We start from the raw sequence: 13,454 nt of genomic DNA on the forward strand, positions 1-13,454 counted from the left end.
CAGCGAGCCGCCGGCCGTTCAACAACACCAGCGGAAAGGAGTTTTCCGTTCAGCGACCGGCGCCGGCCACGCGGGCATGGACAACGACCATCACGAAGCCGCCGACCATCGCCACGTTCTTCAGGAAGTTGTTGAGCTGCCCCGCGAACTGCGCCGCATCGGCAGACCAGAACGCATGCGCGGTGAAGGCCGTGGCCAGCGTGAACAGCGCCAGCACGCCCGCCACCCACTGCACGCGCCAGCCGGCGATCAGCAGCAACCCGCCGCCGATCTCCAGCGCGATGGTCAGCGGCAGCACCACCTCGGCCAGCGGGATGCCGAGCTTGGCGAAGTAGCCGAGCGTGGCGCCGTAGGTCATGAGCTTGCGCACGCCCGCGACCAGGAAGATCACGGCCATCAGCACGCGGGCGGCCAGGGTCCAGCCCCGGGAAGAAGTCGTCGTCATGCCGTCTCTCCTGGGCGCGCGGTGGCGCCCGTGAATTTCAATCGCCCCATGCAGAGCACCATCACGCAGGACAGCAGCGCCGGAACGGCCGCCGCGATGAAGAGCGCGCTGTTCGTCCAGTGCAGCCCGATGAGCCAACCCGCCAGCACCGGCCCCACGATGGAACCCGCGCGGCCGATGCCCAGGCTCCAGCCCATGCCGGTGGCACGCACCGTCGTCGGGTACACGCTCGATGCCAGTGCAATCAGCGCGGGCTGCGCGCCCACCACGCAGAAGCCGCTGACCGTGACCACCGCAAGCAGCAACGCCAACGGCAGCGCCGGCTGGCCGATGACCGCGATGGTCACCACCGCCACCGCGAAGATCGGCACCAGCACGCGGTAGAAGCCGATGCGGTCGATCAGCGGCCCCATCGCCACCGTGCCGACCACGCCGCCCACCTGCAGCAGCGTGCCGACCAGCACCGCAGTGCCGCCGCTGTAGCCGGCACTGGTCGCGATGGTGGGCAGCCAGTTCGCCAGGAAGAACAGGTTGAGCAGGTTCATGAAGTTGATGCCCCACAGCAGCAGCGTGGCCGGCCCGCGCCCGGCGCGGAACAGTTCGACCACCGGTGCGCCGTCCTGCTTCGCCTCATGCACCACGTAGCGGGTGTCGGGGCCGATGCGCAGCTCGGGCGCGATGGGGCCGATGCGCAGCTCGGGCGCGATGCGGCCGAGCCAGCCGTGCACGCGGTCCAGCTTGCGCCCGCGCAGCACCAGGAACTGCATCGACTCGGGCATGTAGCGCCACATCAGCGCGGCAATCACCAGCGGCACGATGCCGCCGAAGACGAACACCGCCTGCCAGCCGCCCCATGGAATGAGCACGGCCGAGACCAGTCCGCCCAGCACCGCGCCGCCGGTGAAGCCGCACGACACCCACATCATCAGCGTGACGCGGCGCCGCCGCGGGCTGTACTCGCTGGCCAGCGCGCTGGCGTTGGCCATGATGCCGCCCAGCCCGATGCCGGTGACGAAGCGCATCACCAGCAGTTCGGTCAGCGTGTGCGTGAAGGTGGTCGCGAGCATGCACAGCGCGAAGAACACCGTGGCGCCCAGCAGCACCGGCCGCCGGCCGATGCGGTCGGCCCAGGTGCTGAGCACCAGCGAGCCGACCAGCATGCCGAACAGGCCTGCGCCGAACACCGGCCCGAGCGAGGCCTTGTCGATGCCCCAGGCCTGCACGATGGCGGGCGCGACGAAACCCATCGCCTGCACGTCGAAGCCGTCCATGACGACCGCGCAACCGACCAGCAGCAGGATCCATTTCTGGAACGAGCTGACGGGGTGGCTGTCGATCAACGCAGGGATGTCGACGGCCGCCGTGGCCGTGCCGCCGCCGCTGGCTTCGAGGGGATGCGGGAACACCTTCACGCCGATGCCTCGTCGAGACAGGTGGCCGCCGTCCAGCCGTAGAGCCATTCGAGCGCGTCGTAGAAGCGTTCCTGCGGGCGACCGTTCCACATGCTGTTGCGCACCAGCCGTTCGACTCCCTTGGCGTGATAGATGCGGCCCATCTCGCGCGCGGACAGCACCACCCGTGCGGTGCGCGCCACGCGGGAGCGTTCGTACAGCGCCAGCGCGCGCGGCCAGTCGCCCTCTTCGCGGCGCAGCGCCAAGCCCAGCGTCACCGCGTCTTCGCAGGCCGTACAGGCGCCCTGCGCGAGGTACTGCACCATCGGGTGCGCCGCATCACCCAGCAACGTCGCACGGCCGAAAGTCCATTGCTCGATGGGGTTGCGGTCGGCCGTCGAATAGCGCTTCCATGCCTTCGGAATGCGCAGCAGTTGCTGCACCTGCTCGCAGGTCGGGCGAAAGTAGCGCTGCACCTCGGCCGGGTCGCCGTCCATCGAGCCCCATTCCTCGGGCTGGTCGCTGTGGAAGGTGACGGCGATGTTGAACTTGTCGCCACCCTTGAGCGGGTAGTGCACCAGATGGCAGTTGGGCCCGACCCAGATGCAGGGCGCGGTGAAGCGCAGCGCCTCGGGAAAGTCGGCCGTGTCGACCACCGCGCGAAAGACCACATGGCCCGACACGCGGATGCTGTCGCCCACGTACTGCTGGCGCACCGCCGAGCGCACGCCGTCGCAGCCGATCACGGCCTGGCCTTCGTGCCGGCCGCCCTGCGCGTCGATGAGCGTCACGCCGTGGTCGTCCTGCTCGATGTGCACGACCTTGGTTGATGTCAGGAACTCGATGCCGTCAGTCGTGGCCTTCATGGTGGCCTTCACACCTTCGAGCAGCGCGCCGTGGATGTCGGCGCGGTGGATCACCGCATAGGGATTGCCGAAGCGCCCGCGGAACCTGTCCGACAGCGAGATGCTCGCCACGCGCTTCGCGTCGATGGCGTCGAACATCACCATCTCTTCGGTGTAGACCGCCTTGGCGCGCAGGTGCGCGCCCACGCCCAGCGCATCGCAGGCCGCGAAGGCGTTGGGGCTGAGCTGGATACCGGCGCCGATCTCGCCGATCTGCCCGGCCTGCTCGATCACCTTCACGCGATAGCCTTCGCGCACCAGCGCCAGCGCGGCCGCCAGCCCGCCGATGCCGCCGCCGGCCACGAGCACGGGGCGTGCGTCTTTCACGGTGCCCATGTCACTTCAGTCCGAACAGCTTGCGCGCGTTGTCGCGGCCGATCTTCTGGCGGTCGTTCTCGCTGATCTCGCACTTGTCGAACCAGCGCGCCGCATCCTCGTGCTTCTCGAAGGGATAGTCGACCGAATACATGATGCGGTCCGAGCCCACTTCGAGCATCGTCGACAGCAGCGTCGGCGTGCGGAAGTTGCCGCTGGTCGTGATGTGCACGTTGCTGCGCAGGTAGTCGCCGATCTCCTTGTCGCAGGGCATGCCGCGGCGGCCCTTGCGCAGGATGTGGTCGACGCGCCAGATGTTGAACGGAATGCCTTCGCCGAAGTGGCCGAGGATCATCTGCAGTTCTGGGTGGCGGTCGAACATGCCGCTGGACATCAGGCGCAGCGCGTGGATGCCGGTTTCCATCGCGAAGGCCCAGGTCGGGCCGGTGAGCCAGTGTGCGCCGTCGTAGATCGGTTCACGGCTCAGCAGCGGGTCGCGCGGGTGCATGTAGAAGGGCTTCTTCAGCGCGGCGGCGGCGGTCCAGAAATCGTTGAAGCGCGCGTCGTCGTAGTAGACGACGGTGTTCTCGTCGCCGACCTGCGAGAAGCCGTTGACCAGGAATCCGTGAAAGCCCAGTTGCGTCACGCAGCGTTCCAGTTCGCGCGCGGCGGCTTCGGGGTCTTGCATGGGCAAGGCTGCGAATCCACCGAAGCGCGTCGGGTGGCGCTTGACCTGTTCGGCCAGCACGTCGTTGGCGCGCTGCGCCACCTCGATGGCGCGCTTCGCATCGGGAATGGACTGAACGGCCGGGGAGTTGAGCGAGAGGATCGACAGCTCGGTGCCCCACTCGTCCATCTGCTCGATGCGCTGCTGCTCGAAGTCGAGCAGGTTGTTCTTCAGGCCCTGCCACACCTCGAGGCGCGCATAGACCTGCGAGTCGGCAATCGTGAGGTCGATCGCGAAATGCTCTTCGAGCGCAATCTTGTTCTTCATGGAAAGGGTTACTCCGGTTTGATGTTGAGTTTGTCCAGCACGTCCTGCCAGGTCTTGCGGTCGTCGGCGATGTAGCGCGCCAGTTGTTCGGGGGTGCCGGGGCGCGGGTAGGTGCCCAGCTCGCGCGACTTGGCCACCACGTCGGGCAGCAGCAGCGCCTCGTTCATGTCCTTGTTGAGCTTTGCGAGCACCAGCGGGTCGACGCCCTTCTTCGCGATGACGGCAAACCAGCCATGCGCCACCGCACCCGGCACCGTCTTGCTGGCGAGCGGGAACGCCTCCAGCCCGGCCTCGACGCGGTCGCCCATGCTGGCGAGCACGCGCATGCGCCCGCCCTGCACGTTGCCGGCAACCACGTTGAAGGTGTCGACCATCATCTGGGTCTGGCCGCCCAGCGTGGCCTGCATGGCTTGCGCGCCGCCGGTGTAGTGCACTTCGAGGAACTGCGCGCCCGACTGCAGGCCGAGCAGCGCAGAGGCCAGGTGCGGCGCGGTGCCACGGCCGTTGTCGGCCACCTCGATGCCCTGCGGTTTGGCGCGCGCGGCGGCGATGAACTCGGCCAGCGTCTTGTAGGGCGAATTGGCGGGCACCGCCAGCATGAACGGCGCGACGGCCGCGAGCGTGACCGGCACGAAGTCGCGGTTGAAGTCGTAGTTGACGCCCTTGATGATGCTCGGCGCCACCGAGATCGCCGAGCCCTGCACAAAGCCGAAGGTGTAGCCGTCGGCCGATGCCGAGAGGATGCTGTTCATGCCGATCACACCGCTGCCGCCGGGCTTGTTGTCGATGATCACGGCCTGCCCCCACTTGTCGCCCAGCTTCGCGCCCACCTGGCGCACCAGCACGTCGGGCGCCGAGCCCGCCGGGAACGGCACGATGAAGCGCACGGCCTGCGCCGGCCACTTGGCCGCGGCGCCCTGCGCATGGGCCAGCGGCGCCAGGGACAGCAGGGAAAGCACCACCGCGATGACGCCCCGACGGGAAGAGTTATGGCTCATGATCGACTCCGTTTTTACTTGATTATTCAAGTAATTGCGGCGGACTATATACTTGATTGTTCAAGCATTTCTAGATGAAAACCCTGCCCCAAGATCACGACCTCGAGAAGGCCATACCGTTCCTTCTGGCACGCGCCGGCGCCCGCATGGGCAACGCCTTTGCGAAGGCGCTCAAGCCCTACGGACTCGCTTTGAGTGAATGGCGTGTGTGCGCGTCGCTGCAGCACACGCCGCGCCAGACCCTGTCGGAACTGGCGACGCATGCCTCCACCGACCTGTCGGCGCTCTCGCGCATCGTCGACCGACTGGCGATGCATGAACTGGTGGCGCGCGAGAAATGCGACACCGACAAGCGCGCGGTGCGCATCGCGCTGACGGAACGCGGCATGGCGCTGACCTGCGAGCTGATTCCGCTCGCGCAGCACTACGAAGCGGTGGCGACCTCGGACTTCAGCGCGGCCGAAGTCAAGACGCTGCGCGCGATGCTGCTGCGCCTGTACGCGAACGCGACACCGCTCGCCTGAGCGAGCAAGCGGCGTTCAGTCCGTCGATTCAGGCCGGAGCGACCTGCACCGTCGAAGCCTGTCGGCTTTCGGTGATCGTGAAGCGCACCGGCAGAAAACGCTCGATCACCGTGCAGTTGGTGCGCGTGTGCTCCGTCACCTCGCTGCAGGTGAAGACACCGGCCTTCTTGCTTTGCCACGCCGCGAGCGCCAGCAGCAACGCGAGCTGGTCGGCCAGATGCGGGCCGACGGCCGCCTCGCTCTTCTGGAACTCGCGCAACTCTTTCACGAGGCCATGTGCCACCTGCTCGGCGCTGAGCGACTTCTCGCCGAACGCCGTGAAGACCTCGGTGACATGCTCGTACGCCAGCGTGGCGAGCAGCGCATTGCCCGGACCTTCGTTCTGACGCACGGACCCGAGGCGAAGCTGCTCGCCCGACCAGCCCATCGCACCCCCGAGCGTTTCGAGTTCGCGCGCCGGCACATGGCGCGGCAGGCCCGGTGCCAGGCATTCCGCGTAGCCCGATTGCAGCGCGCCGCGCGCCATCAAGTCGAAGGACTGCAGCGCGCCCGCCGCCGGCACGATGGTCGCTTCGACCTCGCCACCACCGGCCGGGTAGAAGCCACAGCGGCGCAGCGTCAGTTGCAGGTCTGCACCCAGCCGGCGCACCAATGGCGCGAAGGCCCGCTCCAGGAAATGGAAGGGCGGTGCCATCGGGTTGTGCGTGCCGCCGCTCAGGTGCACGCGGCTCTGCACGCCGGCCAGCAGCAACGGCGGCAGCACGGTCTGCAGCACCAGCATGCAGCTTCCTGCGCTCGCAATCGCAAAGCTGTAGTCGCCTGCGCGCACCGGGCCCGGTGTGAAGCGCAGCGACTGCGAGCCCAGCTCAGCGCCGTCGACCTGCGCACCGCTGATCTCGGCGGCCGCCTTCACGCACGCGAGGTGCTGGCGCATCAGGCCCGGCTTGGCACGGCCCGCGCGAATCTTCTCGATGGCCAGGGGCCGGCCCGTGACCACCGACAGCGCAAGGCTGGTGCGCAGGATCTGGCCGCCGCCCTCGCCTTGGGAGCCGTCGAGCTCGATCATGCGTGGCCTCCTTCATGGACGTGCGATGCAGCCGCATCGAAGCGCAGTACCGTCTCGCAAAGAAAGACATCCAGCCCCGCGCCTTCGGCCTGCGGCAGCGGCGTGATCGGCTCGGCCGCATTGGCCGCCAGCTCGGCTTCGATGAACGCATGGATGCCGGGCCAGCGCGGGCTGGTCGCGGCTTCACCGGCGCGCATCTTCACTTCGAGCAGCGCGTTGATCTCTTCGATGAGCGCGGCATCGCGCACGGCGTCGAGCGTGCGCTGCGCCAGTTCGGCGAAGCGCATCGGCGGCACGCCGGGCTGCGTGTGGATCCAGCGCGCGGCCAACAGCGGACGCAGCACGTAGAGGTACTTCTTGTAGCGCACCTCGTCGGCCTGCAGGTGCTCGCGAAAGTTCTTCTTTGCCATCGAGGTGTAGTGATGCCATGCGCGTGCGTTGGAGAACACCGCCTCCGACAGCGCGCGAAAACGCGGCATCGTCAGCACGTCGTCGCGGTACACGATGGGCGAGCGCAGCCATTCGAGCAGCGTCGGGTTCGACTCGCGCATCAGGCCGAGCGCCTTGCGCAGGTCCCAGCCGTTGATGTCCAGGTCGCCGCTGATCGGCACCTCGATCACGTCGCGGTGCGGCGTCACCGTGAGATACCACGGCAGGCGGTTCACGTAGATGAAGCGCACGTCGTAGTCGCTGTCGGGCGAGGCAAAGCCCCAGCCACGGCTGCCGGATTCGCAGGCGAACAGCACGGTCACGTCGTGCTTCGCTTCGATGGCGCGCAGGTTCTCCATGATCTCGGCGCGCATGGCGGGATCGATGGGATGGGCGGAGCGCAGGAATTCTTGGTTGCTCATGAAAAATTCTTCTTCTCTTCTTGATCGGTCAGGCGCGGGTGACAGTCACCTTGCCGGCGCTGTCGAGTTCGAACACGTCCAGGTCATTGGCCAGGAACGCATTGCCGCGGTAATGGGCCTCGGTCTCTGTCATCAGTTCCCGCATGCCCTCTTCGTTCTGATGCCGTGCGCTGAAATGCGTCAGCACAAGGTTGGGTACTTCCACAGACTGCGCGAATTCGGCCAGCAAGCGCGCCGAACTGTGCATCGGCCCGGGGCCGACCTTGTCGAGCACTTCCTGCGTGTACGTGGCTTCGTGCACCAGCAGTTGAGCACCTTCGCAGGCGGCACGCAGCAGCGCGGGCTCGGCGTTGTCGCCGCCCATCACCGCACTGGCCGTGTCGATCTGCGTTTCCGTGAAATCGGCGCTGCGCAGCACCGCGCCGTTGAAAGGCACGTCCTCGCCGGTCTGCAGCGCGCGCCATGCCGGGCCGGGCGGCAGACCGACGGCGCGCAGCACATCGGCCTTCAGCCGGACGCGCCGGGTTTGCACCTGCACGCGGTAGGCATGGCTGGGCACGCGATGACGCAGCACGTGACGCTCGATGCGCAGGCCGGGTGCTTCGTACACCAGCGGTTGCGCGTCGACATCCACATGCTCGACCTCGTAGGGCAGGTGCAGATCGGTCAACTGGCGCGTGGCCTGGAACCACTCCCACACCGGCAGCGGCGCGACCAGCGTCAGCGGCTTCGTGCGCTTGCCCATGCCCGCGCTCGCGAGCAAACCCGGCAAGCCATAGCAATGGTCGCCATGCACATGCGTGATGCAGACGGCGGCCATATCGTGCAGCGACAGCGGCGTTTGCAGCAGACGGTGCTGCGTGCCTTCGCCGCAGTCGATCAGGAACCAGTCGGCGCCGAGCACCGTCTGCACGGCGAGGCCGGAGACGTTGCGGTAGCGCGTGGGAGTGCCTGAAGAGGTTCCCAGAAAAGTCAGTTTCATCATCACTTCGATCACTCCCTGCGTATCAACGCGCACATCGCGGCATCGGCGGCGACGCGCTCCCAGCTCCAGTATCGACGCCCGCCCTCCGGTCGCGCCGCGATCATCGCCTTGAGTTTCTCGATCCGGTCGGCATCGCCCCAACGGGCCATCGTCTGGATCGCGACAACGCGCAAGCTCCACCATTTGCTTTGCAGCGCGGCGTCGATTTCGGCCACGGCTTCTTCGCCAGGCTTCATTTCACCCAGTGCCCGAAGACGATTCGTTTGCTCCCCGAGCAGATTCGCACCCGGTCCAGCCGACCGAACCCGTTCGCGACGGGCACGACGGCATGCCAGGCAACGCACGGCCCTGCTCTCGATATGGCCGTGTAGCGTTTCGTACCACCACTTCTGCTGCTTCGCGGTCCACACCTCCTGCGCGCCGCAATCGCAGCACACGAAGGGCTGCGCGGCATAAAAGGCGGGCAGAGGCCCATAGGTGTTGTTGTAGCGCAGGAGCACCGACCGATCGGCCAGTTCGTCGTCCGAGGCATGGGCCCCGACCCGTGGCAGCCGGACATCCGGCTTGAACGAGTGCGTGGCCAGCGCCGCCGCACGTTGGCGGCGATGTGCCTTGATCTCGGCACGGCGTTGCTTGTTGCTTTTCATTTTTCTTCAAACCTTCGCAATACGTTGCTACGAAGGCAGGCCGGATCTTCCGATTGCCTTCTATAGCTATAGCTCTTCCACTGTCACGACACCTTCGCCCGCGGCGAGTTGAACGATGCTGCCGAGCACCTGTCGCGCAAAGCTGCTGTTCGCAAGCAGACAAACGACAAAGCCATCGGCGTCGATGCTGACCGAGGCCTGCGCCCATTCCGAAGGCGTCGACGGCGGCGCCGGATAGAAATCCGCACGCTCACCCTCGACGTTCAGATGGCCGCCGATGCCGGCCTTCCTGCAAATGCCGTGCGCGACATCGCGCGACGGCAAAGCGACCTTGACGCGGTACTCGATGCCCATGCTCAACCCTTCACGCAGACAACCTGCTTGAGCGTGTAAACCACCTCCACCAGGTCCTCCTGCGCCGCCATCACCGCATCGATGTCCTTGTAGGCCATCGGAATCTCGTCGATCACGTCGGCGTCTTTTCGGCATTCGACGCCTTCGGTCGCCGCGATCTGGTCGGCGATGGTGAACAGCTTCTTGGCCTTGGTACGGCTCATCTTTCGACCGGCGCCGTGGCTGCAGCTCATGAAGCTCTCGGGGTTGCCCTTTCCGCGCACGATGTAGCTCTTGGCGCCCATGCTGCCGGGGATGATCCCCAGCTCGCCGGCCTTGGCGCTCACCGCGCCCTTGCGGGTCACGAGCACGTCTTCACCGAAGTGCGTCTCGCGGCTCACGTAGTTGTGGTGGCAGTTCACCGCTTCCACATGCGCCTCGAAGGGCTTGGTGATGACCTTGCGCGCGGCCGCGACCACGCGCTGCATCATCACTTCGCGGTTGGCACGCGCGAACTTCTGGGCCCAGCCCACCGCACGCACGTAGTCACCGAAGTACTTGGCGCCTTCCTCGAAGTACGCCAGGTCCTGATCGGGCAGGTTGCGCTGGTGCAGCTCGGCGTCTTTCTTCGCGAGTTCGATGAAGTGCGTACCGATGGCATTGCCCACGCCACGCGAACCCGAGTGCAGCATGAACCACACGGCGCCCGCTTCGTCCAGGCACACCTCGATGAAGTGGTTACCGGTTCCCAGCGTTCCCAGGTGCTTGTGGTTGTTCGTGTTCTTGATGCGCGGGTAGTCCTCGCAGATGGCATCGAACTCGTCCACCAGCTTGGCCCAGGCGGCATCGGTTTCGTCGGGCGGCGTTTCCCACGAGCCCTTGTCGCGGCCCATGCGCTTGGGGTTCGATCCGTGAGGCACGGCCTTCTCGATCGCCGAACGCAGCGGGCCCAGGTTATCGGGCAGGTCGCGCGCATTGAGCGTGGTCTTGCACGCCATCATTCCGCAGCCGATGTCCACGCCCACCGCAGCGGGAATGATGGCCTTGAAGGTCGGGATCACCGAACCCACGGTCGCACCGATGCCGTAGTGCACGTCAGGCATGGCCGCGATGTGCTTGAACACGATGGGCAGGCGCGCGGCGTTCTCGAGCTGCTTTTGCGCTTCGTCTTCCACGGGCACGCCGTTCGTCCACATCTTCACGGGGACGCCGTTGGCCACTTCGTGGATCTTGTAGTTCGTCATTTTTTATTCCTTCTCTTCTCTCTGTTCAATTTCTACTTGCAGGAGGCCCACGGCTGCTTCTTGAATGCAGCGATGAGTCCTTCGTATGCCCGGAGCGGGAAGTCGTGCTCCACCCAAAGCTCGCGGTACTTCGCGAGCCCCACGTCCACATGGATCCGCCCCAGGATCGCGTGGATGTTGCGCACCAGTTCCACGCGCCGGATGGTGCCGTGGTCCAGGACCTCGTAATCGTCCATGGCGGTGATGCCCCAGCTTGCCCAATCGCGATAGCGGCGCAGCTCGAAAGCCAGGTCTTCCTTGTCGCCCGTCACCATGAGGTGAACTTCTCCGGGCTCGTCCATGAAGATGGCCGTGGCGTGCGATGCACCCTTCACCAGGTCGAGCCCCATGCGCGCCAGGTCGCCCAGCGAATCGTGCAGGTACGACACCGCGAAGTCCATGGGACCGGCATCGGCGCGAAAGCTCAACGTGGCCCAGCCGGTGCCGCTCAGCACGTAGGCGATCCGTTCCTGGGGGCGATCTTCTTCCAACATATCTTCTTTCTGTTCAACGACAACGAAAAGAGGTGACGAGGAGCGACGGGTTGTTTCGCTGAGCTATCTGCCGAAGCAGACCGGGGGTTGAACCCGGGACCTTCATGGCACAGCCATGACGCTCTGACCTGTAAACCTGCCTGCATTCACCTCAAAACAAAAAAGCAGCGACAAAAATCGACGAAACAGTCGTGCTCTAGCCACTGAGCTACGGTCTTTCGACCGGCGGGATTCGAACCCGCGACCCCGAGCGTTGGAGGCTGTAGTTCCGCCAGCATTCGCTGCAAAAAACAGTGCAACAAGGATGACAAGACGTAGACCACGCCGGAGAACCGGCGCCGGGATTCGAACCCTGGTCAAACCAAGATGTAGTCCTGCCTGCATTCGCACAAAAACTTTCATCCCCGTTCAGCGACAAACAGTCGGTGCGACATCGGATTGGTGATGTAGTCACACCTGCATTCGCCGAACGACGACGTTCAATTTCTTCGGATCGGGCACCGCAAGCCAAGGCCCACGGCGCCCTCTCTTCTTTCTCTCAGATCGAAGTCTCTTCGATCACACCCACCCAGTGGTCTGCGCCCAGGCCACCCGCGGCATACACCGCCAGCAGCTTGAACACTTCGTCGCTGAAGCCGCCGATGTTCAGCACATCGTCGCGCTCCTGCGCCTGGGTGGTCGCATAAGGCTGGATGTCGATGCACACCATCCGCGCCTTCGGGTTGCGCTTCTTGAACGCATCCCACTCTTGCATGGTCGCGGTACCACGGCCACGGGCACGGTCGGCCCACGATTCGTTGTCCGACACCAGCACCACCAGATCGGCCTGCGCCTTCTCGTGGTTCAGCAATGCCAGCGGTGCGTTGCACGAGGTACCGCCACCGCCCACCGTCGCCAGCTTGGCCGCGTTGGTCATCACCGAATCACGCGGATTCAGCTTCAACGGCACCACCTTCGTCTCGAAGGGCAGCACACGCGCATCCGCATTGCGGCGCAGCACGGCGGCAGCCACCAGCGCAGCCACGTCGATGCAACGCACCGCAGTGGTTGCCGTACCGCGGTGACCCGTCACTGGCGAGCTCATGGAGCCCGACACGTCGGGGCACACCACCACGCGGCCCTCGAACTGCGGCACATTGGCCAGCGCGAGTTCCATCGCGTCCTGCAGCGCTTCCTTCACCACGTGCGGCACCTCGGTGCCGGTTGCGGTGTAGGCCGCCATCAGCTGGTACGGCAGCACACGGGCCTTGGCCACGGCCTGCGGGTCACGCAGCTTGGCGGCCACCGCATGCGCGAGGCCCGGCAGTGCGAACACGCCATGGCGCGCAAAGGTGTTCAGGTTCTGACGCACCATCTGCCACGAGCCACGCTGCGCGATCTGCGCCCAGGCCTGCGTATCCAGCTCCAGCGCGGTCAGCATCTGGAACGGCACATCAGGCACTTCGAGCGAACGGTCCTGTTTGAAGCGTTCGAACGCCTGCGTCTGCGGAGGCAGTGCCTCCAGCGCATACGGACGACCGATCAGCCATGCGAACCACGCGGCGCGCCATGCTTCGGCGGGCTTGGGGTGAACCATCTTCACCACGTCGGCCAGCGAAGGCGTGTTGCCCACCGAGGCGTTCAGCAGTTGCGCTTCGGACGCTTGAAGCAGCCATTGCTGCACGAGCTTCTTCGGACGCGTACCGAGCGACTTGCGGCCCACGGCCCCCGAACGCAGCATCTGCACGAAGTTGCGCAGCATCTTGCCGTTGTCGATCACGCGGCCGAACACCTGGGCCAGCAGCGCCACGTCGCGCTTGGCGAGCGTCGCGGCCAGCAGCGCCGGCATGTCCTTCATGTGGCCGGCACGGCGTGCGTACACGGCCGTCTTGGCAACGAACAGCGGATCGACTTCGCGGGCCAGGGCCATCACGGCATCGAGCTGGTCCTGCGCTTGCGCGTAGAACGTGTTGTTCAGGCAACCGGTCGCGGCGAGCTGCGCCAGCTGGTGCTTCGGCGACAGGGCATAGGCCGCGCCACCCGCTTCGTTGCGGGCATCCGTCGCGGGCACCAGGGCACCGCGCAGGGTTTGAAAGAGTTGAAGGTTGGCCATCGTGACTTCTCCTTGTGGTTGTTTTCTTGTGTCTGATTTCTTGAATGTGTGATCCTTATTGCAACGGGTGTGCCAGGTTTCCATCGCGTCGCGTGGCTCGCCTCTAACTCATTGATTTGATTGAAATTTCT

General features: G+C 65.7%; 14 protein-coding genes. 1 reads left to right on the forward strand and 13 read right to left on the reverse strand.

Translation table 11 applies throughout. The features are described from left to right. Positions 1 to 49: 49 nt before the first annotated feature. Genes ACSFB7_RS20885 through ACSFB7_RS20905 form a run of 5 tightly spaced genes read right to left on the reverse strand, consistent with a single transcriptional unit; the run spans position 50 to position 5,048 of the window. Positions 50 to 445 (reverse strand): DoxX family protein, encoded by a 396-nt coding sequence (locus ACSFB7_RS20885; RefSeq protein WP_435473531.1) that lies wholly within the window; start codon positions 443 to 445, stop codon positions 50 to 52. Further along, positions 442 to 1,905, reverse strand: coding sequence for an MFS transporter (locus tag ACSFB7_RS20890; protein WP_435473533.1), 1,464 nt, complete (start codon positions 1,903 to 1,905; stop codon positions 442 to 444). The genes ACSFB7_RS20885 and ACSFB7_RS20890 overlap by 4 nt, the downstream gene beginning before the upstream one ends. Then, entirely contained in the window at positions 1,854 to 3,077 is a 1,224-nt protein-coding gene (locus ACSFB7_RS20895; RefSeq protein ID WP_435473535.1) for a 3-hydroxybenzoate 6-monooxygenase, read from the reverse strand. Before ACSFB7_RS20895 ends, ACSFB7_RS20890 begins: the two co-directional genes overlap by 52 nt. A 1-nt stretch (position 3,078) precedes the next feature. Then, positions 3,079 to 4,050: an amidohydrolase family protein gene (locus ACSFB7_RS20900; RefSeq protein WP_435473537.1), complete on the reverse strand. Its 972-nt coding sequence runs from the start codon at positions 4,048 to 4,050 to the stop codon at positions 3,079 to 3,081. Between the two features lie 8 nt (positions 4,051 to 4,058). Beyond that, positions 4,059 to 5,048 carry a Bug family tripartite tricarboxylate transporter substrate binding protein gene (locus ACSFB7_RS20905; RefSeq protein ID WP_435473539.1) on the reverse strand — a complete coding sequence of 330 codons (990 nt, stop codon included), beginning with the start codon at positions 5,046 to 5,048 and terminating at the stop codon, positions 4,059 to 4,061. A gap of 74 nt (positions 5,049 to 5,122) precedes the next feature. On the opposite strand from ACSFB7_RS20905, the gene ACSFB7_RS20910 reads away from it, so the two are divergent. After that, entirely contained in the window at positions 5,123 to 5,572 is a 450-nt protein-coding gene (locus tag ACSFB7_RS20910; RefSeq protein WP_435473541.1) for a MarR family winged helix-turn-helix transcriptional regulator, read from the forward strand. A gap of 28 nt (positions 5,573 to 5,600) precedes the next feature. Here the strand turns inward: ACSFB7_RS20910 and rtcA are convergent, their stop codons facing one another. The 8 genes from rtcA to ACSFB7_RS20950 form a co-directional block, all read right to left on the reverse strand. Continuing rightward, complete coding sequence (gene rtcA, locus ACSFB7_RS20915; protein WP_435473543.1) at positions 5,601 to 6,638, reverse strand: RNA 3'-terminal phosphate cyclase; 1,038 nt, start codon at positions 6,636 to 6,638, stop codon at positions 5,601 to 5,603. Continuing rightward, a complete protein-coding gene (locus ACSFB7_RS20920) occupies positions 6,635 to 7,489 on the reverse strand; it encodes a nucleotidyltransferase domain-containing protein (protein ID WP_435473544.1) in 855 nt (284 codons plus the stop codon). Before ACSFB7_RS20920 ends, rtcA begins: the two co-directional genes overlap by 4 nt. Before the next feature lie 28 nt (positions 7,490 to 7,517). Then, positions 7,518 to 8,471, reverse strand: coding sequence for a ribonuclease Z (locus tag ACSFB7_RS20925; protein WP_435473546.1), 954 nt, complete (start codon positions 8,469 to 8,471; stop codon positions 7,518 to 7,520). 11 nt (positions 8,472 to 8,482) lie between these two features. Beyond that, positions 8,483 to 9,121, reverse strand: a complete 639-nt coding sequence (locus tag ACSFB7_RS20930; protein WP_435473548.1) for a zinc-ribbon domain containing protein — start codon at positions 9,119 to 9,121, stop codon at positions 8,483 to 8,485. 66 nt (positions 9,122 to 9,187) lie between these two features. Next, positions 9,188 to 9,475, reverse strand: a complete 288-nt coding sequence (locus ACSFB7_RS20935) for a hypothetical protein (protein WP_435473550.1) — start codon at positions 9,473 to 9,475, stop codon at positions 9,188 to 9,190. Between the two features lie 2 nt (positions 9,476 to 9,477). Continuing rightward, positions 9,478 to 10,698, reverse strand: coding sequence for an RtcB family protein (locus ACSFB7_RS20940; RefSeq protein WP_435473552.1), 1,221 nt, complete (start codon positions 10,696 to 10,698; stop codon positions 9,478 to 9,480). A 32-nt stretch (positions 10,699 to 10,730) separates the two neighbouring features. Further along, complete coding sequence (locus ACSFB7_RS20945) at positions 10,731 to 11,231, reverse strand: hypothetical protein (protein WP_435473554.1); 501 nt, start codon at positions 11,229 to 11,231, stop codon at positions 10,731 to 10,733. 538 nt (positions 11,232 to 11,769) lie between these two features. Next, positions 11,770 to 13,323 (reverse strand): vWA domain-containing protein, encoded by a 1,554-nt coding sequence (locus tag ACSFB7_RS20950; protein ID WP_435473556.1) that lies wholly within the window; start codon positions 13,321 to 13,323, stop codon positions 11,770 to 11,772. Positions 13,324 to 13,454 lie beyond the last annotated feature (131 nt).

The organism is Variovorax raffinosi (assembly GCF_051216615.1).
Taxonomy (GTDB): Bacteria; Pseudomonadota; Gammaproteobacteria; order Burkholderiales; family Burkholderiaceae_C; genus Variovorax.

What these genes read in the sequence shown, in the direction of transcription:
- ACSFB7_RS20930 (WP_435473548.1), bottom strand. Translation starts at nt 9,121, where the DNA reads ATGAAAAGCAACAAGCAACGCCGTGCCGAGATCAAGGCACATCGCCGC.
- ACSFB7_RS20945 (WP_435473554.1), bottom strand. Translation starts at nt 11,231, where the DNA reads ATGTTGGAAGAAGATCGCCCCCAGGAACGGATCGCCTACGTGCTGAGC.
- rtcA (WP_435473543.1), bottom strand. Translation starts at nt 6,638, where the DNA reads ATGATCGAGCTCGACGGCTCCCAAGGCGAGGGCGGCGGCCAGATCCTG.
- ACSFB7_RS20925 (WP_435473546.1), bottom strand. Translation starts at nt 8,471, where the DNA reads ATGAAACTGACTTTTCTGGGAACCTCTTCAGGCACTCCCACGCGCTAC.
- ACSFB7_RS20950 (WP_435473556.1), bottom strand. Translation starts at nt 13,323, where the DNA reads ATGGCCAACCTTCAACTCTTTCAAACCCTGCGCGGTGCCCTGGTGCCC.
- ACSFB7_RS20920 (WP_435473544.1), bottom strand. Translation starts at nt 7,489, where the DNA reads ATGAGCAACCAAGAATTCCTGCGCTCCGCCCATCCCATCGATCCCGCC.
- ACSFB7_RS20890 (WP_435473533.1), bottom strand. Translation starts at nt 1,905, where the DNA reads ATGGCTCTACGGCTGGACGGCGGCCACCTGTCTCGACGAGGCATCGGC.
- ACSFB7_RS20940 (WP_435473552.1), bottom strand. Translation starts at nt 10,698, where the DNA reads ATGACGAACTACAAGATCCACGAAGTGGCCAACGGCGTCCCCGTGAAG.
- ACSFB7_RS20905 (WP_435473539.1), bottom strand. Translation starts at nt 5,048, where the DNA reads ATGAGCCATAACTCTTCCCGTCGGGGCGTCATCGCGGTGGTGCTTTCC.
- ACSFB7_RS20910 (WP_435473541.1), top strand. Translation starts at nt 5,123, where the DNA reads ATGAAAACCCTGCCCCAAGATCACGACCTCGAGAAGGCCATACCGTTC.
- ACSFB7_RS20935 (WP_435473550.1), bottom strand. Translation starts at nt 9,475, where the DNA reads ATGGGCATCGAGTACCGCGTCAAGGTCGCTTTGCCGTCGCGCGATGTC.
- ACSFB7_RS20885 (WP_435473531.1), bottom strand. Translation starts at nt 445, where the DNA reads ATGACGACGACTTCTTCCCGGGGCTGGACCCTGGCCGCCCGCGTGCTG.
- ACSFB7_RS20900 (WP_435473537.1), bottom strand. Translation starts at nt 4,050, where the DNA reads ATGAAGAACAAGATTGCGCTCGAAGAGCATTTCGCGATCGACCTCACG.
- ACSFB7_RS20895 (WP_435473535.1), bottom strand. Translation starts at nt 3,077, where the DNA reads ATGGGCACCGTGAAAGACGCACGCCCCGTGCTCGTGGCCGGCGGCGGC.